The organism is Falsiruegeria litorea R37, from assembly GCF_900172225.1.
GTDB lineage: Bacteria > Pseudomonadota > Alphaproteobacteria > Rhodobacterales > Rhodobacteraceae > Falsiruegeria > Falsiruegeria litorea.
In genome coordinates this window covers 1,689,041-1,711,528 of the sequence record NZ_FWFO01000001.1, presented here as the reverse complement: position 1 = coordinate 1,711,528, position 22,488 = coordinate 1,689,041, and the positions used below count along the sequence as shown (strand labels likewise).

Sequence of the window (22,488 nt, the reverse complement as noted above, 5' to 3'; positions counted from 1 at the left end):
GGCCTAATATGCTGAAGACCGCAGTCGCTGGCCTGTCACGGGTCGCCAACTCAATCGCAATCGCCGCCAACGCTCTGGGTACGCTCGTCGTCCTTGCGTTGGTGGTCATCCTGAATGTCGACGTCATTGCGCGCGGGCTGTTCTCGGCCCCCCTGCGTGGCACCTACGAAATGGTGCAATTTTCCGTCGTGATGATCGTTTTTCTGCAGCTGGCGGATGTGGTCAGAGTTGACCGGCTGACGCGTTCGGACGGATTTTTGAACCTGCTGCACCATCGCCGCCCCGGCCTGACCGCCAACCTGAGACGCATCATCAACGCGATCTCAGCGATCTTCATGGGATTGATCGCCTACATTACCTTCCCGGAATTCCTGCACATGTGGGAAACGCAAGACTACTTCGGCGTGCCCGGTCTTTTTACTTTACCCTGGTGGCCGGTCAAATTGGTTATCGCATGTGGCACTGCGCTTGCCTGCGTGATCTTCGTGATCAAGGTCATCACAGCGCAGGACCGACCACAGCTTGTCCGCACTCCTGAACATGACGAGGCTGAACAATGACGCCGATTGAAATTGGCCTGATCTCGGTCGTTGCCATTGTTTTTCTGATCTACGCGGGTGTTTACATTCCCATTGCTCTGGGCGTGGTTTCGTTCGTGTCGATCTGGCTGATGCGGGATAACTTCACGCTCGCGCTCAACCTGCTGAAAGTGGCGGTGGGCGACAGTGCCATGGAATACAGTTTCGCAACCATCCCTTTGTTTACCTTCATGGGGCTTATCGTCTCAAAGGCCGGGTTGGGCCGGGACATCTACGAGGTCATGACCATGCGGTTTCGCAAGGTCAAAGGCGGTATCGGCATGGCAACCGTCGGGGCCAACGCCGTCTTTGCTGCTGTCACCGGGTCGTCAATTGCATCTGCATCCGTGTTCACCAAGGTTTCGGTGCCGCAAATGATGGCGCAGGAATACAACCCGCGCTTTGCGGTTGGCGTGGTTGCCGGATCATCGGTTCTGGGCATGATCATTCCGCCATCGGCCATGCTGATCATCTATTCCTTTGTCGCCGAGCAGTCGGTGGGCGATATGTTCCTGGCAGGCGTCATTCCCGGGATCATGCTGGCGATCGCCTATGTTGGCGCAATCTGGGTCATGGGACGCTTTACACCTGCATTTGTCGGTGGGCGTGTTATCGAAGACACCGAATGGATGTCCGGCCGCGAGGTCGCCTCCAAAACGCTTCCGACACTGTTCATCATCACTGTCGTGCTCGGCGGGATTTACACCGGGTGGCTGACAGCGGTCGAAGCGGGCGCCGCCGGAGGGCTGGTTGCGTTGGTCATCGCCGTCGCACGTCAGTCCATGTCTCCAAAAGCCTTCTGGGATGCATTGCTGGAAACCGGCCACATCACCGCGGCGATCCTGTTCCTGATCACGGCGGCGTCGATCTACAGCCGAATGTTGGGACTGGCCGGACTGCCCAATCAGTTGCAGGACTTGCTCGCGGGGAATTCGGCGTCCTTCTGGTCGATCATGCTGCTTTATGTGCTGTTGATGCTGTTTTTGGGCACGCTGCTGGATACGGCTTCGATCATCCTGATTGTTGTGCCGCTGTTCCTACCTATGGCTGAAGCCCTTGATATGTCGCTGGTCTGGTTTGGGATCATCACCGTGGTCGGAGCTGAAATCGGGCTGTTGACCCCGCCTTTGGGCATATCCTGCTTTGTTATCAAATCCACGATCAATGATGACCGAATATCGCTCAAGGACGTGTTCATGGGAGCTCTTCCCTTTGCGTTCGTAATGCTGATCGTGCTGTTCATTCTGATCGAGTTCCCGATCCTCAGCCTTGCCTTGATTTAAGGAGAGCAAAATGCGCTCTGTCACCAAAGATAACATCACCGACGTGTTCATGGGGTATCTGTCCAAAGACACCGATCCACGGATGCGCGAGATCATGGGCTCGCTGGTCAAACACCTCCATGACTTTGCCCGCGAAACCCACCTGACACACGATGAATGGCGCGCCGGAATAGCGTTTCTGGAAGGCTGCGCTGCTGTGGAAACCGAGGATCGGCATGAATTCGTTCTGGCGTCGGATGTGCTGGGCCTGTCGTCACTGGTCGATATGCTGCATTCCAACCCCGACGCGACCAGTTCGTCCGTACTCGGTCCATTTCACGTCTCTGGCGCACCGCCGCTGCCGGTTGGCGGTGACATGAAGCGCCACTACGGCGGACCAGTTCTGCTGGCCGAGGGGGTCATACGGGATACAGACGGCAATCCGATTGCAGGCGCGGAACTCGACATTTGGCAAACGGCACCAAATGGCCTCTACGCCAGTCAGGATGAAGAGCAAGATACCTACTCTTTCCACGGCTTGATGACGGCCGACGCGGAGGGCCGGTATGCTTTCACCACGGTCAAACCGGTCGAATATACGGTCCCGTCTGATGGGCCTGTCGGGGACATCCTGCGTGTCTGCGGACGTCACCCCTGGCGACCGTCGCACCTGCATTACATCGTCAAGGCTCCTGGGTATCGCTCGTTAGTGACCGAAATCTTCCCCGACGATGATCCCTATCTGGATAAGGACACAGTGTTTGGTGTTCGGGACGATCTTGTGATGACCTATGTTGAACGACCCGCTTCAGAGTTTCCTGGTGGAATGGAACTTTCTGGCAAGATTACCGAACCATTCCTGCACGTAAATTTCGATGTGACGCTAGCCAAAGATTGACCCAGGGATTGAGTGGACAAGAGCTCAAATCCCTAAGGCCAGGACCGACCTTAGGCCTCAAGCCTCTGCGAAACGCCCCTGACTGGAGCAGCGCGCGCCGCCAACCAACCTGGCTGCCAGAGCGACAAATAGCGGACGGCAATCTGGCGCTCAACAAACGACCGGGTGGAACTTCGACCCCGTTGATCTCATTGAACTTTCGGTTCCGAAGTGTGTGCTGCACGGCCGCGAGTTGTTCTCTGCGTGAGCGAAGGCCGCGACTTCGATTCAGCCGCATAGGGCCCACACATGACATTTGGATCTGCACGATAAACCTTAGCTTCGGAGCGCTTGGTCGGATTTTGACGCAAAGGTCAAAGCCATTCGCCCCTCAAGACCCGCAAAGCTTCGCAATATAAGATCCGCCGCCTTTGACGTCAGTTCCCCTGATTGCGAAACAACCGTGTGGACGAGAACATCGACTCGAGCTCTTCGATCCGCTCTTTGCTCTCTTCCCAGCGGGCATCCTGCACCTCGGCAATCAACGCCTCGACGATCAGCAGGATCGCCATGGTGCTGTCCCAACTGGACGGCGCCTCGACCAGCCCGTTGAAGGTGTAATCCGCGCAGCGCCCGATGGGCGAGCCCCATTGGTCAGTGAACAAAACCACCGTCACGCCGCGCTCGCTGGCGATCTGGGCCAGTTTTTCCAGATGGGCCTCGTATCGGCGGATGTCAAAGATCACCAGGACCGAGTTCTTGTCCATGTCCAGCAGGTACTGCGGCCAGACGTTGGCGGAATTGCCCAGCATGGTCACATTGGGGCGGATGATCTGCATGTGGTTGAACAGGTAGTCCGCGTTTGACCGGGTGATGCGCCCGCCCACCACGTACAAAGGCCGGGATTTGTCCGCCAAAAGCTTTGCGACGGTGTCGAACATCTCGGTATCGACCCGCTCCAGCGTGTGGCGCATGTTGGTCCAGACCACCTGTGCGAACCGCATCAGCGGGTGTTCAGCACTGTCATCGACCATCCAGGCGTCGCGTTTGGACAACGGTTGCTTGATCTGGGCGGCCACCTCTTCTCGCAGGGCATCCTGCAAATCGGGGAAGCCATCGAACCCAAGCTTGCGCGCCATGCGGATCACCGTGGGCGTCGAAACCCCCGCGGATGAAGCCAGCTTGGTGATCGATTGCAGCCCGCCCATTGGATAGTCTTGCAACAGGACCGAGGCCAGCTGCCGTTCCGACGGCGTCAACTCGGCGGTGTGGTCCTGTAGCAATTGCTTCACAAGCTTGGTGGTCGGGGTCAAGGGTATCCCTCTTGTCTCTTTTTGGCTGCCCGTCGTTTCCTATCGGGAACGTCCGGTTAGCATTTACTACAGCCTAACCAGCTTTGTAGCGATGTCTACAGAAATTATGTTGACAGCTACGGATCGGCTGTAACTAATGCTACACATGTCTGCCAAACCCGAGTCACCTCTCCTTTCTGAACTGGAGCGCCCCGCGGCGCGCGCCTTGAATGTGCGCGGCCAGGGTCAGGCCTTTTTGGTCTGCGAACATGCCAGCCGCTTCATCCCTGCCAGCCTGAATGGTCTGGGGCTGAGCGATGAGGCCGCGCGCTCTCATGCCGCCTGGGATATTGGCGCTTTGGAGTTATCGGTCGAATTGATGGGCGCACTTGATGCGCCGCTGGTGCATTCACGGATCAGCCGTTTGGTTTATGACTGCAACCGCCCCCCATCTGCGCCCGATGCCGTCCCTGCCAAGAGCGAACGTTTCGAGGTTCCGGGCAATGTCGACCTGACGCATGCACGCCGCACGTCCCGTGTAGCGGAAGTCTATGAACCGTTCCGCGATCTGCTGAGCCAGACGCTGGACGCCCGCCCCGCCCCGCCCGTGATGATCACCATCCACAGTTTCACGCCGATCTATCGCGGTCAGCCGCGCACGGTCGAACTGGGCATCCTGCATGACTCGGATGACCGCGCCGCGAGACTGTTGCTGGAGGCGGCGCAGGGCAGCGGGCTTAACACAGCGCTCAACGAGCCCTACTCGGCCACTGATGGTGTCACACACACGTTACGCGAGCATGCGCTAAAGCGCGGATTGCCCAACGTGATGATCGAAGTGCGCAATGACCTGATCAACTCGCCTGCGGGCGTGAACCGCATCTCGGGCCTGCTGGCGCCGATGCTGGCGCAGATGGTCGATCAATTGACAACGGAGGCGGCGGAATGACCCTGGCACGGCGCTACATTGCCTGGATCGACGGGATGAACCGGCTGATTGGTCGCGTGGTGATGTACGGCATCTTTGTGATGATGGGCATTCTGCTTTGGTCTTCGGTCTCGAAAACCTTCTTCCTGCCCTCGCTCTGGACGCTGGAAATGGCGCAGTTTGCCATGGTCGCCTATTACATTCTGGGCGGGCCCTATTCGATCCAGATGGGGTCCAACGTCCGGATGGACCTGCTGTATGGCGAATGGTCGGTGAAACGGCAGGCCTGGACCGATGCCCTGACGGTTTTGTTCCTGATCTTCTACCTCTGTGTCATGCTGTACGGCGGCTATGACTCTTTGAGCTATTCGTTCCAATACGGCGAGCGCAGCCCCACCGCCTGGCGCCCCTATCTGTGGCCGATCAAGACCATCATGTGCGTTGGTCTGTTCCTGATGCTGCTGCAGGCAATTTCCGAACTTCTAAAAGACATCCTGCGGATCCGCGGAGAAGACATTCCGAAGGAGACCATCTGATGTCCTATGAGCTGATCGCGATCCTCATGTTCTCGACCATGATGCTGATGCTGTTGACCGGCCAGCGCGTGTTCGGGGCCATCGGGTTTGTGGCCGTCGTTGCCTCGCTGCTGCTCTGGGGCGACCGGGGCGGCTATGACCTGGGGTTTTCGGCGGCGATGAAGCTGATGAAATGGTATCCGCTGCTGACCCTGCCGATGTTCATCTTCATGGGCTACGTCCTGTCCGAAAGCAAAATCGCCGACGACCTTTACAAGATGTTCCACGTCTGGATGGGCGGCCTGAATGGCGGGCTTGCGATTGGCACCATCGGGCTGATGGTCCTGATCTCTGCCATGAACGGACTTTCGGTGGCGGGGATGGCAATCGGCTCGACCATCGCCCTGCCAGAATTGCTCAAACGCGGCTATGACAAGAGGATGGTGACGGGGGTGATCCAGGCCGGATCAAGTCTGGGCATTCTTGTGCCACCCTCGGTCGTTCTGGTGCTTTATGCGATGATCGCGCGCCAACCGGTGGGCCAGTTGTGGCTCGCGGGTGTGATCCCCGGCCTGATGATGGCGTCGATGTTCATCCTCTATATCGTGATCCGCTGTAAGGTGAACCCGGCGCTCGGGCCCGCCCTGTCGAAAGAAGAGCGCGATGTGCCCATGGCGGAAAAGATGCGCCTGCTGCGTGCAGGCCTCCTGCCGCTGGGGATCTTTGCGGCGATGATGGTGCCCTTTGTGAACGGCTGGACCTCGCTCGTTGAAAGCTCGGCCATCGGTGCGCTGACCGCCTTTGCCGCTGCCGTGCTCAAGGGCCGGATGACGCGCGAGGTGTTCGAAAACTCAGTCCGCAACACCCTGGGCATTTCCTGCATGTTCATGTGGATCATTCTTGCCGCCCTGGCCTTTGGCGCCGTGTTCGACGGTCTGGGCGCGGTCAAGGCGATCGAGGGCGTGTTCACCGAACGCCTTGGCCTGTCCCCTTGGATGATCCTGATCCTGATGCAGCTGAGCTTTATCTTGATGGGCACCTTTCTGGATGACACGGCGATGCTGGTCATCGTCGCCCCGCTCTATGTGCCGCTGGTGGGCGCGCTTGGGTTCGACCTAATCTGGTACGGCGTGCTTTACACGATCACCACCCAGATCGCCTATATGACCCCGCCGTTTGGCTACAACCTGTTCCTGATGCGCGCCATGGCCCCGCCCGAGGTGACCCTGCGCGACATCTACGGCTCGATCCTGCCCTTTGTACTGGTGATGACGCTTGCCTTGGCCACCATCATGACCTTCCCGCAGATCGCGCTGTGGCTGCCTGACTACGTTTACAACAACTGACCCCGGACCCTACCGGGGCACCCGACCCGACCAACAACAACCATGGGAGAGTACCAATGACGACAAGACGCAAGTTTTTAACAACCGCCGCCGTCGGCACCGCCGCGGCCCCGCTGGCCACCCCGGCGCTGGCGCAGTCCACCATCAAATGGCGGATGCAGACCTATGCAGGTGCCGCTCTGGCGGCCCATGTGATCGACCCGGCGATCGAGATGTTCAACAAGATCGCAGGCGACCGCATGCAGATCGAGCTGTTCTATGCCGATCAGCTGGTCCCCACCGGTGAGCTCTTCCGCGCCATGCAGCGCGGCACTATTGACGCGGTGCAGTCCGACGACGACTCGATGGCCTCACCCACCGAAGTCACAGTTTTTGGCGGCTACTTCCCCTTCGCCTCGCGCTACTCGCTCGATGTACCGGTGCTGTTCAACCAATACGGCCTGAACGAGATCTGGGACGCGGAATATTCCAAGGTCGGCGTCAAGCACATCAGCGCGGGCTCCTGGGATCCCTGCCACTTTGCCACCAAGGACCCGATCCGCTCGCTGGCCGACCTCAAGGGCAAACGCGTCTTCACCTTCCCCACTGCGGGCCGCTTCCTGGCACAGTTCGGCGTCGTGCCGGTTACCCTGCCGTGGGAAGACATCGAAGTTGCGGTTCAAACCGGCGAGCTCGACGGCATCGCATGGTCAGGCATCACCGAGGACTACACCGTGGGTTGGGCCGACGTGACCAACTACTTCCTGACCAACAACATCTCGGGCGCATGGGCCGGATCGTTCTTTGCCAACATGGACCGTTGGAACGAACTGCCCGAAGACCTGCAGACCCTGTTCCGCGTCTGCTGTGACCAGTCGCATTATTACCGCCAGTGGTGGTATTGGGGCGGCGAAGCCAAGCTGCGCGTCCACGGACCGAAAATGGAGCTGACCTCGATCCCCGACGAAGAATGGGCAACAGTCGAAGCGGCTGCGCGCGTCTTCTGGGACGAGATCGCCGCCGAGTCCGAAACCAAAGCAAAGGTTGTCGAAATCTTCAAACAGTACAACGCGGACATGGAAAAGGCCGGTCGCCCATACCGCTACGGCTGATACAAACAGATTTGGCCTGCTTTCGGGCGGGCCAAATTTCTTTCAAAGAAATTTGACGGATTTTTCGAAAAAATCCGCCACCGCAGAAAAGGTGCGTCATGCTGACATTCGAAACCCTCAAGGAACAGGCTGCCTCGGGCGAGGTGGATACGGTTCTGGTGTGCTTGGTGGACATGCAGGGCCGCCTGATGGGCAAGCGTTTCCACGTGCAGAACTTCCTCGACAGCGCGTATGAGGAGACCCATTGCTGCAACTACCTGCTGGCCACTGACCTGGAAATGGCCACCCCCGATGGTTACAAGGCCACCAGTTGGGAAGCGGGGTATGGCGATTATGTCATGAAACCCGACCTGTCCACCCTGCGCCCGATGCCCTGGCTTGAGGGCACCGTGATGGTGCTCTGCGATGTGCTGGACCACCACACCCACGAACCGGTTCCCCATTCCCCGCGCCAGATCCTGCAGGCACAGATCGCCCGCGCCGAGGCCATGGGCCTGACGCCGATGATGGCGACCGAGCTGGAATTCTTCCTATTCGATCGAACGTTTGATGAAATCCGCGCGGGTGATTTCCGCGATTTGACACCCATCTCGGGCTACAACGAAGACTATCACATCCTGCAGACCAGCAAGGAAGAGCACGTGATGCGGCCCATTCGCAATCACCTCTATGCAGCTGGCATCCCAGTGGAAAACACCAAAGGTGAAGCCGAAGCCGGACAAGAAGAGCTCAACATCCGCTATGCCGACGCGCTGGCCTGCGCCGATCACCACACCATTGCAAAACACGCCACCAAGGAGATCGCGCATTTCCACGGCCACGCCGCGTCGTTCCTGCCGAAATGGCACCATGACCGCGTGGGGTCCGCCAGCCATGTGCATTTGTCGCTGTGGCGCGATGGCAGCCCTGAGTTCTACGACGCCAACGCCCCTCATGGGCTGAGCGAGTTGGGGCGACAGTTCTGTGCGGGCATGATCAAATACGCCCCCGACTACACCTTTTTCCTGGCGCCTTACGTGAACAGCTACAAACGTTTCATGAAAGGCACTTTTGCGCCCACCAAGACCGTCTGGTCGGTGGACAACCGTACCGCAGGCTTCCGCATGTGCGGCGAAGGCACAAAAGGCGTACGCATGGAATGCCGGATCGGTGGCTCGGACTTGAACCCCTATCTGGCGCAGGCTGCTCTGCTGGCCGCCGGTTTGAAGGGGATCGAGGAAAAGCTTGAGCTGGCGCCGCACACAGCGGGCGATCTGTACGAGGACAGCGATGCCCGCGAAATCCCCCGCACGCTGCGCGATGCGGTGGAAACCCTGCGCAGCTCGACGATGCTGCGCGAAGCCATGGGCGATTGGGCGGTGGATCATTACACGCGCTGCGCCGAATGGGAGCAGGAAGAGTTCGACCGCGTGGTGACGGATTGGGAAATCGCACGCGGGTTTGAGAAAGCTTGATATCTCAGGCTGGGGGCCAGCCCCCAGACCCCCGGGATATTTTTGGCAAGAGGAAGACAGGGGCGTCGCCCCTTAGTTGGAGTTCAGTGATGACTGGAACCGTTCAGTGTATCTCGCCGATTGATGGATCGGTTTATCTGGAACGACCGTTGGCAAGCCCTACAGAGGCTTTGGCGGCTGCGGCACGTGCGAACGCAGCGCAAAAGACATGGGCCGCGCGTCCCTTGGCCGAGCGTATCGCTCTGGTGCAGGCCGCCGTGGCCGAGGTGGGCAAGACCACCGACCGCATGGCGGTGGAACTGGCCCATCAGATGGGCCGCCCGGTGCGCTATGGGGGCGAGTTTGGCGGCTTCAACGAGCGCGCCAGCCACATGGCCGAAATTGCGGAAACCGCGCTCGCGCCGATTGTGGTCGAGGACAGCGACACCTTCCTGCGCAAGATCGAGCGTGAAGCCCATGGTGTCGTACTGGTCGTCGCGCCCTGGAACTATCCCTACATGACTGCGATCAACACCGTGGCCCCTGCCCTGATTGCGGGCAACACCGTGCTGTTGAAACACGCCGCGCAAACCCTGCAGGTGGGCGAGCGGATGGCCGAGGCGTTTCATGCCGCAGGCATCCCGCAGGACGTGTTCCAGAACCTGTTCCTGAACCACGACACCACCGCCGAGCTGATCTCGGGCCGCCACGTGAATTTCGTGAACTTCACCGGCTCGGTGCGCGGCGGTCAGGCGATGGAGCGCGCGGCTGCGGGCACCTTTACCCCAGTATCGACCGAGCTGGGTGGCAAGGACCCCGGTTATGTCCGCGCCGATGCCGATCTGGATGCCGCCGTCGATACGCTGATTGACGGGGCCATGTTCAACTCGGGCCAGTGCTGTTGCGGGATCGAGCGCATCTATGTCCACGATAGCCTTTATGACGCCTTTGTTGAAAAGGCCGTGGCACTGGTAAAGACCTATAAGCTGGGCAACCCGCTGGAGGCTGAAACCACCATGGGCCCGATGGCGCATGTCAGGTTCGCTGCCGAGGTGCGTGCCCAGATTGCCGAGGCCCTTGAGGCCGGTGCTGTCGCCCATATCGAGACCATGGAGGCCGATGATGGCGGTGCTTATCTGACGCCGCAGATCCTGACGAACGTCACCCACGACATGCGCGTGATGCGCGATGAGAGTTTTGGTCCGGTTGTGGGCATCATGAAGCTGTCCAGCGACGAAGAGGCCATCGAATTGATGAATGACAGCCAGTTTGGCCTCACCGCCTCGATCTGGACGGCCGATACAGACAAGGCCGACGAAATCGGCGCGCAGCTGGAAACCGGCACCGTCTTCATGAACCGTTGCGATTATCTGGATCCCGCATTGTGCTGGACCGGATGCAAAGACACCGGGCGCGGTGCAGGCTTGTCCGTCCTGGGCTTTCATGCTCTGACGCGCCCCAAATCCTACCACCTGAAAAAGGGCTGATCTGATGAACCTTGTTGGCAACTGGTCCTACCCCACCGCCGTGCGCTTTGGCGCAGGCCGCATTTCTGAAATCGCAGACGCCTGCGCGGCGGCTGGCATCACCAAGCCTCTGTTGGTGACCGACAAGGGCCTGGCCGATCTACCGATCACGGAGGCCACGTTGGACCTGCTGGACGCAGCTGGCCTGGGCCGCGCGCTGTTTTCGGACGTCGACCCGAATCCGAACGAGAAAAACGTCGAGGCCGGGCTGGCCGTTTACCGCGAAGGCGGCTTTGACGGTGTCATCGCCTTTGGTGGCGGCTCGGGCCTTGATCTGGGCAAGACGCTGGCCTTCATGGCGGGTCAGACGCGCCCGCTGTGGGATTTCGAAGACATCGGAGACTGGTGGACCCGCGCCGATCCAGCGGGCATCCACCCGATCGTGGCCGTACCCACAACTGCTGGCACCGGATCAGAGGTGGGGCGCGCGGGCGTTATCACCAACTCGCAAACTCACGAGAAAAAGATCATCTTCCATCCGCTGATGTTGCCCAAGGTGGTGATCTGCGACCCGGAACTGACCGTGGGCATGCCCAAGTTCATCACCGCAGGCACCGGTCTGGACGCGTTCGCCCATTGTGTTGAGGCCTTCTGTTCGCCGCACTACCACCCGATGTCTCAGGGCATGGCGCTGGAGGGCATGCGTCTGGTCAAGGACTACCTGCCACGCGCCTATGCCGATGGCACCGACCTTGAGGCGCGCGCGCATATGATGTCGGCCGCAGCCATGGGCGCGACTGCGTTCCAAAAGGGTCTGGGCGCAATTCACGCTCTATCGCACCCCATCGGCGCGCATCACCACACCCACCACGGCACCACCAACGCCGTCTGCATGCCCGCCGTGCTGCAGTTCAACCGCCCCGCCGCCGAGGGCGTGTTAACCCAGGCCGCCGCCTATCTGGGTATTGAAGGCGGATTTGACGGATTTGCTGCCTACGTTAACAACCTGAACGATAGCTTGGGCATCCCCAAATCGCTGGCCGAATTGGGGGTCAGCAACCCCGATCTGGACGCTCTGGTGCGCGATGCACTCAACGACCCGTCCACGGGCGGCAACCCGGTCGAAATGACGGCAGAAAACACGCGCGCGCTATTCGAAGCCATCCTCTGAGGCGCACAACCACCCTAATTAAAAGCCTTCGGCCCCAACCACCGCCGGTTGGGGCCATTTTTTTTGCGCCAAACGCGCATGGCACAATGCGTTGACGGCGCCTGTGGTCAGCCCGCAACAATTTCATCATTTTCACCCTTGGGGTGTATCGCCCTTAGATCAATGTGATAGCTGATAAGAAAACGCACTAAAGTGCGAAAAAACAACATAATTGGAGCAGGTCCATGAAAACTTTGACCCTGGCAGCCCTTGGGCTGTCCGTCGCATTCGCGCAGTCCACTACAGCCGCTGAATTGGTTGGCGGCTATGTCGATCTTGGCTATTCCGCCTTCACCGACAACACCCGTGTCTCCAAACGCTCGCTCACCGGTTCGGGCGAGGTCGCATTTACCCGCACCTTTGGCCTGCAAGCTGATCTGGGCCTGCATGATCTGAACGCCGTTAACGAGGTTGGCACCAATGTAACCCTGCACGGCAACTTTCACGTGGGCGAGTTCACCTCGCTGGGTGTGTTCGCCGGGCGTGACAACCTTAACAACCAAGGCGTGAATTTCTATGGCGTCGAAGCCGGGCACGAAACTGGCCGGATCGAGTTCGAAGGCTACGCATCCATTGCCGACGCCGCCGGAAACAATGGCAGCAACGGCACGCTGGCGGGCCTGCAAGTTCGGGGCAACATCAACGAATCCTGGCGCCTGAAAGCCAACGTCGACTACATCGACGCGCGCAACGGCGTTGACGCGACCCGCTACAGCATCGGTGCCGACTATGACTTTGGCCAAGGCGGCGCCTTCTACGCCGAAGCGGGTGGCTTTGACGCCAACGCAGGCAATGCGGGCGCAAACGAGGCCTTTGTCGGCTTTGGCGTGCGCTACAATCTGGGCACCAAGCGTGGCACCACCTTTGGTCGCCGCGGCTTCTTGGACAAACTGCCCGGCCTCTGATCCACCTGTGGCGTCGGCGCCGCGATTGGCGCCGACGATTCCCCCAATTCCTTTAACACTTTACCTGATTCGCTCCGTGCATTAGATTGTGCCTATCAGAGCGCGAAAAGCGCCGTGCAGAGATGTACAAGAACTATCCCGTGCGAGAGGCGCACGAGGCAAAGGAGCAGAACATATGAAACCCCAGGCAATGGCGGCGGTGCTTGCCATGGGGCTCGTCCCGATCAGCGCGAACGCTCAGGCAATCAGCGGCGCAAATGTTGACGTGTCCCACTATCAGTTCACCAACAATTCCAAAGGCACGCGCCAAGCACTGCGCGGATCCTTTGAACTTGGGCTCAGCGACAGCTTTTCGACCCAGATCGACCTCGGTTACTACCGCTTTGGCCAAAGCAACACATCCGGCCACAGCGCAACCTTGCACGGCGTTTATCAGTTCGACTATGGCGGGGCGATTGGTGCCTTTTGGGGCACCGAGGACGAGAACACCATCGACCGCAACTTCTATGGGCTTGAGGCCACCTATGACTTCACCGGCATGACGGTAGAAGGGTATTTCTCGCGCGGTCGTGTCCAGGGGCAGAACGCCACCCTGCTCGGCGCCAAGCTCAGCAGCGACGTGGGCAGCAACCTGAGCTTGAACGCGCAGTTCGACTATATGGACAACAAAACAGGTTCAGACCTGACCCGTCTGGCCATCGGCGCCGACTATGAACTGGGCAGCGGCGTGGCGCTGTATGGCGAATTGGGCAACGGCAACGCCCGCGTCGCCAACTTCAGCTCCAGCGATGCCTTCGTGGGCTTTGGGATGAAGTTCAACCTGGGCGACCGCCCCGGCACCACCTTTGGCCGCCGTTCCATCTTGGATCGTCTACCGGGTATGTAACCCGCACTCATCGCCGATTGAATTCAGGCCGCTGCGGTTATCCGCTGCGGCCTTTTTCATGTTCACTGACGCCCGGAAATCAATCGCTGCATGGTGCAAGATACACATAGGGTTCGACGAAGAACCATCACCAAAACCTGTGGTCGATCAGGAGTTGATCTGGCGGATCATTTCCCTGACGGCGGCAACGGTGCGCGTCGCGCGACACGCAGATTCAGCCAGAGACCTCCGGGTTGACCACATTGGTCGGCACCCCAAGCGCAAAAGCGTTCACCTGGTCGTAGATGTCCGCGAACTGAAGGTCGAATTCGTCTTCGGTGACGAAACCGATGTGCGGCGTGGCGATGAGATTGGGATGGGTCAGCAGAGGGTCGGACGAGTCGGTCAATGGTTCGGTGTCGAACACGTCAATGGCAGCCTTGCCCGGGCACCCCGCGTTCAGTGCCTGCAACAGCGCACCCGGCGCGATCAGCCCCGCGCGTGAGGTATTCACGAGCAGCGCACCGGACTGCATCGCCGCCAGATCCTGTGCGGTGATGATCCCGCGCGTGGCCGGTTTCAGGCGCAGGTGCAGGCTGACCACGTCGGCTTCGGCGAAGAAGGCCTGCCGATTTTCGGCGATTGTCTCCCCCTGTGCTTGAGCACGGGCTCGCCCCTCCTTCGAGGCCCACCAGGTCACCTCCATTCCAAAGGCGCGCGCATACCCGGCCACCAATCGCGCAATGCGGCCATAGCCATAAAGCCCCAGACGACGCCCCCTGAGTGTCTTGCCGACGCCTGATTGCCAACGCCCGGCCTTTACACTGGCCATCTGCCCGGGCAAATCGCGCATCCCGGCCAGGATCAGGGCCCAAGTCAACTCAGCTGCGGCATGGTTGGGGGCGCCGCCGCTGGGTATCTTCGAACAGAAGGCAACCCCGTGATCGGTACAGGCAGCAACGTCCACATGCGGGTAGACCCCGCGTTGCGAGATTAGGCGCAGGTTGGGAAGACGCTCCAGCAGGTCACGCGTGACTTGGGTGCGTTCGCGAAACAGCACCAGCGCTTCGGCGTCGGCCAGCCGTTTGACCAGACTGTCGACATCCTCGACATGGTCGGTCCAGACGGTCACCTCATGCCCGTCAAGCTTGGCAAAGCTGGGCAGGCCGCGCAGCGTATCGAACCAGTCATCCAGAATGTGAACGCGCATCATTGCCCCTTGTGATAAGCCGCCACTGCGTTCGCGGCGCGATCGTGCAGGACCGACAGGCGCTGAACCTCGGGATCTTTCAAGTTCGGCATAGAGGTCAGCTCGGCCCCGATGGTGTCGCGCACCTCGCGCAAGCTGTCGATGGCGGCGTTGATGCGGTTTATGGCGTCTTGGGATGTCATGGTCTTCCTCAGTGAGACAGCAGAACGGGGATGGGGGCGGACCGAAGGACCCGGGCTGTGACACCGCCCAGGAAATCCTCGCGAAATTTCGAATGCTCATAGGCGCCCATGACCAGCAGACAGGGGTCATGTTCGGTGCACCAGGCCAGCAAAGCGCGTGCCACACCGGGCGTGGCGGCGATATGTTCGTGGGTGGCCGCGACACCATGGCGAGACAGGTGCAGGGTGACATCACCGACCGGGCGCGGCATGGCCTCGTCTCCGATGGTCAAGACGGTTACCCGCCCCTGATCCTCCAACAGACCAAGCCCGTCCGACAGAGCCCGCGCCACTGCGCGCCCACCGTCCCAGGCCAACGCGGCATGCGCATGACGGGCCGTGGCATCGTGGCCTTCGGGCACGATCAGGATCGGGCGGCCGCTCATCAAGGCGATGCGGTCCGGATGCAGGGTGACGTGTTCGTCCACCCCGGCCTGATCCTGCCCGACAACCAACAGGTCGAAACTGCGCGCGTGTTCGGCCAGCACCGCGTCGACCCGCCCCGCGGCGCGGGTAAAGTGCAGCCGATCGCCCAAACCCAGGCCATCGCTCGCAACGCTAAACCGCGCCTCGATTTCATTCAGAATGTCGGCATTGGCCTCGGCGATGATCGTGCGCGCGCGGGCGGGGACCCAGGCGGAATTGGGATCCACCACCTCATGGGTGGAATGGGCCAGCAGCGCGGTGACATGGCCATGGTAGCCCGCAAGCTGCGCCGCGTATTTCAACGCCGAGATCGAGGACTGCCCACCATTGAACGCCACCAGGATGTTGTGCAGGGTCATGCGGGTTCCTCCTGTCCGGCCCAGGTATCGGCAGGAACATAGACGTGGCCGTCGGCCAGCTTGCGCGCCGTGCGCACAAGGCCCGCCGCGTTCAGGGCAAAGCCATCCTCGGTGCTGAAATCGACCAGCACATCGATGGTGCCCGAGGCATGTTCCAACACAACCTCGGCGGAGCTGGTGGCAGGACGCGTCAACATCCCGTCCGACACCGTACCCGGCGTCAACGCGCAAGAGGCCAGGCATTGCGCCCCGGTCACAGCCATGGTCGGATGGGTTTTCCAAGGCATGAAGTAACGCGTGGCGATGGTGCCGCCGTCGCGCGCGGGGGCCAGCAGGCCAAATTTGGGCGTAACCGACTGGCTGACATCGCCCATGCCCATCAGCTTACCCGCCTCGAGGCGCATGGCCTCCATCCGGTCGAAAAAGGCGCGGTTGGCGTCCAGCTCTTCGGCGCTTTCATATCCTGTCAGGCCGAAATCCTCGGCTCGGGCGATGACAAGGGGCATGGCGACATCCATGCAGGTCACTTCAATTCCGTCCACTGTGTCGCGCAGATTGCCCGTGGGCAGAAACGCCCCGGTGGACGAGCCCACCACGCCCATAAAGCTGAGCTGTACCGGCGCCGACGTGCCGGGCACGCCTGCGATCTCGGCGTCGCCCTCGTAGGCAAGCTTGCCGCCGGGTGTCTGCACCTTGGCGACGACCTGAGCATCGGTGTTCACGGCGCGAATGCGGATCTCGGTCACATCGCCCTGGGGCTCAATCAGCCCCATTTCAATGGCCGCGGGCCCAACACCCGACAGGATATTGCCACAGGTCGGTTTGAAATCGACCAGTTGCTCCTCGACCGAAACCTGAGCAAAGAAGTAATCCACATCCGCCCAGTTGTTGGTGCTTTTGGACAGCATTGCGACCTTGGTCGTCACGGCCGCGCCGCCGCCGATGCCGTCGATGTTCAACCCGTGTCCAGACCCCACGGCGGCAATCAGGACGCGCGCCAGGGTGTCCAGATCTTCGGGCAAATCCGAACGCCGGAAATATGGCCCCTTCGAGGTGCCTCCGCGCATGTGGATGTAGGGAATGGCGATCTGGGTCATGTCATGCTCCTCACTTCAGCGGCCAGGGCAGATCAACGGCACCCTGCAACAGGCCCGGTGGGAAATCGCGGTTCAGGGCACCCGCCATCAGGCACATGAAGCCGATGCCGCAGGCGGTCAGCAGCAGGGTCTTGCCCCAGCTGGCACCGGCCCGAACCCGCAGGAAACTGATCAGAAAGCCCAACAGCGCCAGGATGAAACCCACCACCCAGGTCGCGGCGATCAGCGCGGCGAACCAGGCCAGCGTGGACCACAAGCCAAAGGGGGCATCGGCGTCTTCGCCCGCCACCTCTTTGTCGGCAAAGATCGGATCGCCCTCGGGGCGGCGCATCATCTGCACCAGCAGGATAGCGCAGCACAGCAGGGCAAAACTGCCCACGACCAGCGGGATGATCTTGTCGGTCATGTTGTAGTCGGGGATCATGTTGGCGTTCACCAGCGCAACGATCAGATAGCCCGCCAGCACAAGCAGGAACACCATCGGCGCGCGTTTGGCACCGGACTGCACCTCGCCTTCGGCCATGATCGATTTGGCCTGGCGAATGCCAAGAACAACCGAGACCACGGTGATGATGATCAGCACGATCACGATGGGGCTAAAGACATACTCCATGCCCACATCAAACCCCTTGCGGAACCGGAAAGAGGCGATCTGAAACGCCTGGTTGGTGAATTTCTCGACCGGGTTGGACAGGACGAAACCGATCAGAAAGGCGGGTCGCGACCAATCAAACCGGCGCAGGAAGATGCCGATGAGGCCGATGGCGAACAGTGCCAGAAGATCCTCGAAGTTCTGCCCCGACTGGAACGCAGCAAAGCTGATCAGCATGAACAGGAACGGCGCCAGGTATGTGAACCGGATCGTGGTCAGCTTGGCGATGCCACCCGAGGCGGCGATGCACAGCACCGTGCCGACGACATTGGCAAGCGCCAACAGCCAGACGATCGAATAGGTGATGTCCAGGTTGTCCTTCAACATGCCCGGGCCAACCTCGATATCGCCCGAACCCAGCAAGGCCACCGCGCCGATGAAGATCGCCATCGATCCGGATCCGGGAATGCCGAACAAGAGCGTCGGGACAAGCCCCCCGCCCTCTTTTGCGTTGTTCGAACTTTCCGGCCCGATCACGCCACGGACTTCGCCCTTGCCGAAGTTGGACTTGTCCTTGGTGGTCTGGACCGAATGGCCATAGGCGATCCAGTCGACCACGCTGCCGCCCAGGCCGGGAATGATGCCCACGACGACGCCGATCACCGAACAGCGCACCGACAACCAGATATTGGCGAACCAGTCCTTTACACCGTCCAGCCACCCTGCGCCCAGGCTTGCGCCTTTGGCGATAGAACGGTCCTGGCGCAGCAGGGATACGATTTCGGGAATGGCAAAAATGCCCAGACCGACGATGACCAGCTTCAGCCCGTCGGTCAGATATGGAATGCCATAGGAGGCCATGCGCAGGCTGCCGCCTGCATCCGCCTCGCCGATGGTTCCGATCATCAGGCCCAAACCGGCGGCGGCGAGACCCTTGAGCGGGAAACGCCCCGCCAGAACGGCAACCATAGAGAGGCCGAGGATGGTGATCATCAACATCTCAGGCAGACCAAAGGCCAGGACGATGGGCCGAGCGACCAGGATAAACAGGGTCAGAAAACAGGCGCCTACAAGCCCACCAAAGAGCGAGCTGGAGAAGGCCGCAGACAGGGCCCGTGCCGCCTGCCCGTTCTTGGCCATGGGAAACCCGTCCAGCACCGTGGCCTGCGAGGCCGAGCTGCCGGGGATTCCCATCAAGACAGAGGCGAATGTGTCCGAGGTCGGCACCACGGCGACCATGCCGATCATCAGGGCCAGACCCAGAACCGGGTCCATGCCGAACATGAATGGCAAAAGCAGAGACAGGCCAGCGATGCCGCCCAGGCCCGGAAAGACCCCCACGGCCAGGCCCATCACGACCCCCAGGACCAGGTATCCCAGAACAACAGGTTGCAGGATCAAACCCCACGCTTCTCCAAGCGCAGGAAGAGCGGTGGCGAAAGCCTCCATGGGAGCCGCCTTTCAGTAGAAAAATCGGGAAAAGTGGCGCGTGTTAGACCCACGCGCCAAGGTGGGAGTGATCAGTTCAGCGAGACGCCATAGGCCTCTTGCAGCCAGTTGGTCACAAAGGTCTTGGCCTCATCCGGAACCGAAGTCGCCGTGCCCAATGCACCCTGCGCCTCCGCGCCAGTAAAGACCTGGTATTTACCAACCCGCTTAGACGAAATGTCTGCAAAATCAGCGCGCGCCACAACGGCTTCGAACGCGGCGGTGTAGGTGTCGATCACCTCTTGAGGCGTGCCTGCAGGCAGGAAGGCCAGTTTCTGCACCGGGAAGCCCGCGACAAAGAAGGCGCGCCAGGCGTCCCAGACCTCACCACTGGTTTCACAACCTTCGGTGGCCTCGCAGACCTCCTTGAAGGTCGGGATGTCGGGGAAAGTCGGATCGCGCACGATGTTGCCATCCGCGTCCAACGCTCCCCAAGTCATCATCGCCACCGCGTCGCCTGCAGCCACCATCTCGGCCGACCCTTTCAGATAGCCCGACGAGGTCTGGTAGTCGATTGTCGCTTCGCCCCGCTCAAACATCAGACGGCCGTCACCGCGCCCCTTGATGCCGAACACCGGCTCCACGTTCATGCCAAGCATCTGCCAGGCCAAAAGCGGCACCAGGTCCAGACGTGTCGCGCCTTGCGACCCATAGATGAAATCCACATCCTTCAGCCCGTTGGCCGAGCCATCAAACTTGGCGCCATCTTCCGGGTTCAAATAGGCCACGCCGCCCGTGCCCGAGGCCATGACCGGGTTCCAGTCCTTGTATTCATAACGCACACGCGGATCACCCAGCAGATAGGGAAATTGCGTCGAGCCCGAAGTGCCGAACAGCAGCGTGCCGTCGTCATGGTCCTGTTCCTGGAACCAGTTGGCCCCCTTGGTGGACCCGGCGCCCGGCATGAACTTTACCACAACCGTGGGATTGCCCGGCAGCTCTTCGGCCAGCAGCGGGGCAAAGAAGTTGGCCCATTTGGCCGACCCCCCGGTTTCCGAGAACGGAATGACCCATTCGATCGTCTTGCCGGAAAAGTCGACCTCGGCGGCCGCAGGCGCGGCAATGCCGGCGGCGGCGATCAGGCCGACAACAGCGCGGCGGGTGAAAGTGGAAACGGTCATTGGATCCTCCCTGTTGACCAGACAAGCACGGAAGCCTCCTCAGCACCACCATGATTGCCAAACTGTACGGGGTTGATTCCCCGGTTGATCTGCTGATCATGGGGGATCAACCTTGCGCCAAGCTTGCGGACCCGGACATGCGGATTGCGATCGTCGAAGACAACGAAACCCTGGCCAACGCGATTGCCTATCGCCTGCGCGACCGCGGTCACGCGGTGGATGTGCTGCATGATGGAGAGCTTGCCGATGACTTTCTGGCCCAGGATGGCGCCGACCTGGTGGTGCTGGACATCAACCTGCCGCGACGATCCGGCCTGGATATTCTGTCAGCCCTGCGCGCGAGAGGGGACGGCACACCGGTCATCCTGCTGACGGCCCGGTCGGAAACTTCGGACCGGGTGGCCGGGCTGGACACCGGAGCCGATGACTATCTGGTCAAACCCTTCGAGATGGACGAGCTGGAGGCCCGCATTCGCGCCCTGTCGCGCCGTAAGGATCTGGACTATGGCGCGCAAGAGGTTCTGGGGTCCGTGACCTTCGACCGTTCGACACGTCAGGTCAGTGCGCAGGGCACAGCACTGGATATTCCACGCAAGGAACTGGCCGTGCTGGAATGTCTGGCGGAACGACGCGGGCGCATCGTGTCCAAGGCGCAGCTGATCGAGCATGTCTATGGTGTGGGCGCCGACGTCGACGACAGCGCAATCGAACCGCATGTCTCGCGCCTGCGCAAAAGGCTGGCGCCGCATGGGGTCGGCATCAAGACCGCGCGCGGTTTGGGATACCTGCTTGAGGTCAACGGTTGATGCGCCGCGCGTCGCTCCGCCTGCGCCTTTTTGCGGTGATCCTCACTCCGCTGCTGGCCATGGCGCTGATCGTGGGGTTCTGGCGGGTGACGGTCGCACAGCAGACCGCGCAAGAGTTGTTCGACCGCTCGCTTCTGTCCGCAGCCCTGGCCATTTCCCGAGATGTGGCCGTGTCCGAAGGGGACGTGCTGTCGCTCACCACCCGTGACCTGATCGGCGATGCCGCCGGAGGCGAGGTGTTCTACCACGCAACGGGCCCCGGGGGTATCTATGTCACCGGATACGCCTATCCACCGACCGGTGGGGAAAAACCACGCCCTGCCCTGAACACACCGCATCTGTTCCAGGCGATCTATCGCGACGAAGAGGTGCGGGTGTTGCAGGTGACCGAGCGGCTGACCATCGACACTATGACTGGGGACACCACAGTCACTGTCTGGCAACGCCTGACGGACCGAAACCAGCTTGCAACGCAACTCGCGATCCGCGCCGCCGCCTTGATTGGCGTGCTGCTGGCAACTTTGGCACTTGTGGTGTGGTTCGGCGTCGGGCTTGGCCTGCGTCCGCTGCTGGATCTTGAAGAAGCGATTGCCGTGCGCTCCCCCGACGATCTGAGCCGGATCAAGCGCCCCGTCCCGATCGAAGCGAACGGCATCGTCCGCACGCTCAACCGCCTGCTGGGTCAGGTCGAGGCCAGCATTGACGCGCATCAGGCCTTCATCTCGGATGCCGCTCATCAACTGCGCAATCCCGCCGCCGCCGTGCAGTCCATGGCAGAAAGCGTCCGGGATGCACGCTCGGAAACAGACCGAAACCAGCGGATTTCCGAGCTGATTGCGGCGGCGCGTTCATCTGCCCGCGTCGCGGATCAACTGTTGTCGCTGGATCGCCTTCAACACCCCCTTCGGCCTGCAGCACAACAGAGTTTCGATCTGACGCTACTTGTCCGGCAGACCTGCGCGGATATGGGGCCAATCGTGCTGAAAGAGGACATTGATTTCGGTGTCAGTGTGCCAGACGCCCCAGTCGTTGTTCAGGGTGACCCTCTTTTTGTGACAGAAGCCATAAAAAACCTGATCGACAACGCTTTGAAGCATGGGGGCAAAACCCTGAGCGTAATCAAGGTTGCCCTGACCTGTCATGACGGGATTGCGCAGATCACCGTTGAAGATAACGGTAAGGGATTGATCCCCGAACAGGCAGACGCCGCCTTCAGGCGTTTCTCACAGATCGAACCATCAGAAGGGAGTGGCTTGGGCTTGGCCATCGTCTCTTCGGTCGCAGAGCGCCATGGCGGGCACTTGTCAATAAACAGGGTCTTACGTGGGGCCAGCCTGACACTGTCTTTGCCCGCCATGGCCACTTAGGGCGGCCAATAGCCATTGGATCCTCATATCCAA

General features: G+C 60.6%; 21 protein-coding genes. 14 read left to right on the top strand and 7 right to left on the bottom strand.

Annotated features, from left to right (window positions below; translation table 11 throughout):
• Nucleotides 1-8: 8 nt before the first annotated feature.
• From TRL7639_RS08455 to TRL7639_RS08445, 3 genes are read left to right on the top strand one after another with little or no spacing between them, the layout of a single operon-like run.
• Nucleotides 9-560 carry a TRAP transporter small permease subunit gene (locus tag TRL7639_RS08455; protein ID WP_085795276.1) on the top strand — a complete coding sequence of 184 codons (552 nt, stop codon included), beginning with the start codon at nt 9-11 and terminating at the stop codon, nt 558-560.
• A complete protein-coding gene (locus tag TRL7639_RS08450; protein ID WP_085795275.1) occupies nt 557-1,861 on the top strand; it encodes a TRAP transporter large permease in 1,305 nt (434 codons plus the stop codon). Before TRL7639_RS08455 ends, TRL7639_RS08450 begins: the two co-directional genes overlap by 4 nt.
• 10 nt (nt 1,862-1,871) lie before the next feature.
• Nucleotides 1,872-2,738, top strand: a complete 867-nt coding sequence (locus TRL7639_RS08445) for a dioxygenase family protein (protein WP_085795274.1) — start codon at nt 1,872-1,874, stop codon at nt 2,736-2,738.
• Between the two features lie 416 nt (nt 2,739-3,154).
• Here TRL7639_RS08445 and TRL7639_RS08440 read toward each other — a convergent pair whose 3' ends face one another.
• Complete coding sequence (locus TRL7639_RS08440; RefSeq protein WP_085795273.1) at nt 3,155-4,030, bottom strand: MurR/RpiR family transcriptional regulator; 876 nt, start codon at nt 4,028-4,030, stop codon at nt 3,155-3,157.
• Nucleotides 4,031-4,175: 145 nt separating this feature from the next.
• On the opposite strand from TRL7639_RS08440, the gene TRL7639_RS08435 reads away from it, so the two are divergent.
• The 9 genes from TRL7639_RS08435 to TRL7639_RS08395 all read left to right on the top strand — a co-directional run bounded on the left by TRL7639_RS08435 (nt 4,176) and on the right by TRL7639_RS08395 (nt 13,789).
• The gene (locus TRL7639_RS08435; RefSeq protein WP_235820291.1) at nt 4,176-4,958 is read left to right on the top strand and encodes an N-formylglutamate amidohydrolase; all 783 of its coding nucleotides are present in this window, start codon (nt 4,176-4,178) and stop codon (nt 4,956-4,958) included.
• The gene (locus tag TRL7639_RS08430) at nt 4,955-5,473 is read left to right on the top strand and encodes a TRAP transporter small permease subunit (RefSeq protein ID WP_085795271.1); all 519 of its coding nucleotides are present in this window, start codon (nt 4,955-4,957) and stop codon (nt 5,471-5,473) included. The genes TRL7639_RS08435 and TRL7639_RS08430 overlap by 4 nt, the downstream gene beginning before the upstream one ends.
• Nucleotides 5,473-6,798: a TRAP transporter large permease gene (locus TRL7639_RS08425; RefSeq protein WP_085795270.1), complete on the top strand. Its 1,326-nt coding sequence runs from the start codon at nt 5,473-5,475 to the stop codon at nt 6,796-6,798. The genes TRL7639_RS08430 and TRL7639_RS08425 overlap by 1 nt, the downstream gene beginning before the upstream one ends.
• Before the next feature lie 56 nt (nt 6,799-6,854).
• Complete coding sequence (locus TRL7639_RS08420; RefSeq protein ID WP_085795269.1) at nt 6,855-7,889, top strand: TRAP transporter substrate-binding protein; 1,035 nt, start codon at nt 6,855-6,857, stop codon at nt 7,887-7,889.
• Between the two features lie 98 nt (nt 7,890-7,987).
• The gene (locus TRL7639_RS08415; RefSeq protein ID WP_085795268.1) at nt 7,988-9,343 is read left to right on the top strand and encodes a glutamine synthetase family protein; all 1,356 of its coding nucleotides are present in this window, start codon (nt 7,988-7,990) and stop codon (nt 9,341-9,343) included.
• An 89-nt stretch (nt 9,344-9,432) separates the two neighbouring features.
• A complete protein-coding gene (locus tag TRL7639_RS08410; RefSeq protein ID WP_085795267.1) occupies nt 9,433-10,809 on the top strand; it encodes an aldehyde dehydrogenase family protein in 1,377 nt (458 codons plus the stop codon).
• 4 nt (nt 10,810-10,813) lie between these two features.
• The gene (locus tag TRL7639_RS08405; protein WP_085795266.1) at nt 10,814-11,959 is read left to right on the top strand and encodes an iron-containing alcohol dehydrogenase; all 1,146 of its coding nucleotides are present in this window, start codon (nt 10,814-10,816) and stop codon (nt 11,957-11,959) included.
• Nucleotides 11,960-12,183: 224 nt separating this feature from the next.
• Nucleotides 12,184-12,903, top strand: a complete 720-nt coding sequence (locus tag TRL7639_RS08400; protein WP_085795265.1) for a hypothetical protein — start codon at nt 12,184-12,186, stop codon at nt 12,901-12,903.
• A 175-nt stretch (nt 12,904-13,078) separates the two neighbouring features.
• A complete protein-coding gene (locus TRL7639_RS08395; RefSeq protein ID WP_085795264.1) occupies nt 13,079-13,789 on the top strand; it encodes a porin in 711 nt (236 codons plus the stop codon).
• Nucleotides 13,790-14,003: 214 nt separating this feature from the next.
• Here TRL7639_RS08395 and TRL7639_RS08390 read toward each other — a convergent pair whose 3' ends face one another.
• The 6 genes from TRL7639_RS08390 to TRL7639_RS08365 form a co-directional block, all read right to left on the bottom strand.
• The gene (locus TRL7639_RS08390) at nt 14,004-14,978 is read right to left on the bottom strand and encodes a D-2-hydroxyacid dehydrogenase family protein (protein WP_085796322.1); all 975 of its coding nucleotides are present in this window, start codon (nt 14,976-14,978) and stop codon (nt 14,004-14,006) included.
• Complete coding sequence (locus TRL7639_RS08385) at nt 14,978-15,160, bottom strand: hypothetical protein (protein WP_085795263.1); 183 nt, start codon at nt 15,158-15,160, stop codon at nt 14,978-14,980. The genes TRL7639_RS08390 and TRL7639_RS08385 overlap by 1 nt, the downstream gene beginning before the upstream one ends.
• An 8-nt stretch (nt 15,161-15,168) precedes the next feature.
• Nucleotides 15,169-15,984, bottom strand: a complete 816-nt coding sequence (locus TRL7639_RS08380; protein WP_085795262.1) for a universal stress protein — start codon at nt 15,982-15,984, stop codon at nt 15,169-15,171.
• On the bottom strand, nt 15,981-17,081 hold the full coding sequence (locus TRL7639_RS08375; RefSeq protein WP_085795261.1) for a 4-oxalomesaconate tautomerase: 1,101 nt from the start codon (nt 17,079-17,081) through the stop codon (nt 15,981-15,983). Before TRL7639_RS08375 ends, TRL7639_RS08380 begins: the two co-directional genes overlap by 4 nt.
• Before the next feature lie 10 nt (nt 17,082-17,091).
• Nucleotides 17,092-19,122, bottom strand: a complete 2,031-nt coding sequence (locus TRL7639_RS08370; RefSeq protein WP_085795260.1) for a tripartite tricarboxylate transporter permease — start codon at nt 19,120-19,122, stop codon at nt 17,092-17,094.
• A gap of 71 nt (nt 19,123-19,193) precedes the next feature.
• Nucleotides 19,194-20,282 (bottom strand): type 2 periplasmic-binding domain-containing protein, encoded by a 1,089-nt coding sequence (locus tag TRL7639_RS08365; RefSeq protein ID WP_085795259.1) that lies wholly within the window; start codon nt 20,280-20,282, stop codon nt 19,194-19,196.
• Nucleotides 20,283-20,419: 137 nt separating this feature from the next.
• On the opposite strand from TRL7639_RS08365, the gene TRL7639_RS08360 reads away from it, so the two are divergent.
• Entirely contained in the window at nt 20,420-21,088 is a 669-nt protein-coding gene (locus TRL7639_RS08360; protein ID WP_085796321.1) for a response regulator transcription factor, read from the top strand.
• Nucleotides 21,088-22,455 carry a sensor histidine kinase gene (locus TRL7639_RS08355; RefSeq protein ID WP_085795258.1) on the top strand — a complete coding sequence of 456 codons (1,368 nt, stop codon included), beginning with the start codon at nt 21,088-21,090 and terminating at the stop codon, nt 22,453-22,455. The genes TRL7639_RS08360 and TRL7639_RS08355 overlap by 1 nt, the downstream gene beginning before the upstream one ends.
• The last annotated feature ends 33 nt before the right edge of the window (nt 22,456-22,488 follow it).

Excerpts from the sequence above, each read along its gene's own strand:
- TRL7639_RS08455 (WP_085795276.1), top strand. The coding sequence starts at position 9 with ATGCTGAAGACCGCAGTCGCTGGCCTGTCACGGGTCGCCAACTCAATC.
- TRL7639_RS08450 (WP_085795275.1), top strand. The coding sequence starts at position 557 with ATGACGCCGATTGAAATTGGCCTGATCTCGGTCGTTGCCATTGTTTTT.
- TRL7639_RS08445 (WP_085795274.1), top strand. The coding sequence starts at position 1,872 with ATGCGCTCTGTCACCAAAGATAACATCACCGACGTGTTCATGGGGTAT.
- TRL7639_RS08435 (WP_235820291.1), top strand. The coding sequence starts at position 4,176 with ATGTCTGCCAAACCCGAGTCACCTCTCCTTTCTGAACTGGAGCGCCCC.
- TRL7639_RS08430 (WP_085795271.1), top strand. The coding sequence starts at position 4,955 with ATGACCCTGGCACGGCGCTACATTGCCTGGATCGACGGGATGAACCGG.
- TRL7639_RS08425 (WP_085795270.1), top strand. The coding sequence starts at position 5,473 with ATGTCCTATGAGCTGATCGCGATCCTCATGTTCTCGACCATGATGCTG.
- TRL7639_RS08420 (WP_085795269.1), top strand. The coding sequence starts at position 6,855 with ATGACGACAAGACGCAAGTTTTTAACAACCGCCGCCGTCGGCACCGCC.
- TRL7639_RS08415 (WP_085795268.1), top strand. The coding sequence starts at position 7,988 with ATGCTGACATTCGAAACCCTCAAGGAACAGGCTGCCTCGGGCGAGGTG.
- TRL7639_RS08410 (WP_085795267.1), top strand. The coding sequence starts at position 9,433 with ATGACTGGAACCGTTCAGTGTATCTCGCCGATTGATGGATCGGTTTAT.
- TRL7639_RS08405 (WP_085795266.1), top strand. The coding sequence starts at position 10,814 with ATGAACCTTGTTGGCAACTGGTCCTACCCCACCGCCGTGCGCTTTGGC.
- TRL7639_RS08400 (WP_085795265.1), top strand. The coding sequence starts at position 12,184 with ATGAAAACTTTGACCCTGGCAGCCCTTGGGCTGTCCGTCGCATTCGCG.
- TRL7639_RS08395 (WP_085795264.1), top strand. The coding sequence starts at position 13,079 with ATGAAACCCCAGGCAATGGCGGCGGTGCTTGCCATGGGGCTCGTCCCG.
- TRL7639_RS08390 (WP_085796322.1), bottom strand. The coding sequence starts at position 14,978 with ATGCGCGTTCACATTCTGGATGACTGGTTCGATACGCTGCGCGGCCTG.
- TRL7639_RS08385 (WP_085795263.1), bottom strand. The coding sequence starts at position 15,160 with ATGACATCCCAAGACGCCATAAACCGCATCAACGCCGCCATCGACAGC.
- TRL7639_RS08380 (WP_085795262.1), bottom strand. The coding sequence starts at position 15,984 with ATGACCCTGCACAACATCCTGGTGGCGTTCAATGGTGGGCAGTCCTCG.
- TRL7639_RS08375 (WP_085795261.1), bottom strand. The coding sequence starts at position 17,081 with ATGACCCAGATCGCCATTCCCTACATCCACATGCGCGGAGGCACCTCG.
- TRL7639_RS08370 (WP_085795260.1), bottom strand. The coding sequence starts at position 19,122 with ATGGAGGCTTTCGCCACCGCTCTTCCTGCGCTTGGAGAAGCGTGGGGT.
- TRL7639_RS08365 (WP_085795259.1), bottom strand. The coding sequence starts at position 20,282 with ATGACCGTTTCCACTTTCACCCGCCGCGCTGTTGTCGGCCTGATCGCC.
- TRL7639_RS08360 (WP_085796321.1), top strand. The coding sequence starts at position 20,420 with ATGCGGATTGCGATCGTCGAAGACAACGAAACCCTGGCCAACGCGATT.
- TRL7639_RS08355 (WP_085795258.1), top strand. The coding sequence starts at position 21,088 with ATGCGCCGCGCGTCGCTCCGCCTGCGCCTTTTTGCGGTGATCCTCACT.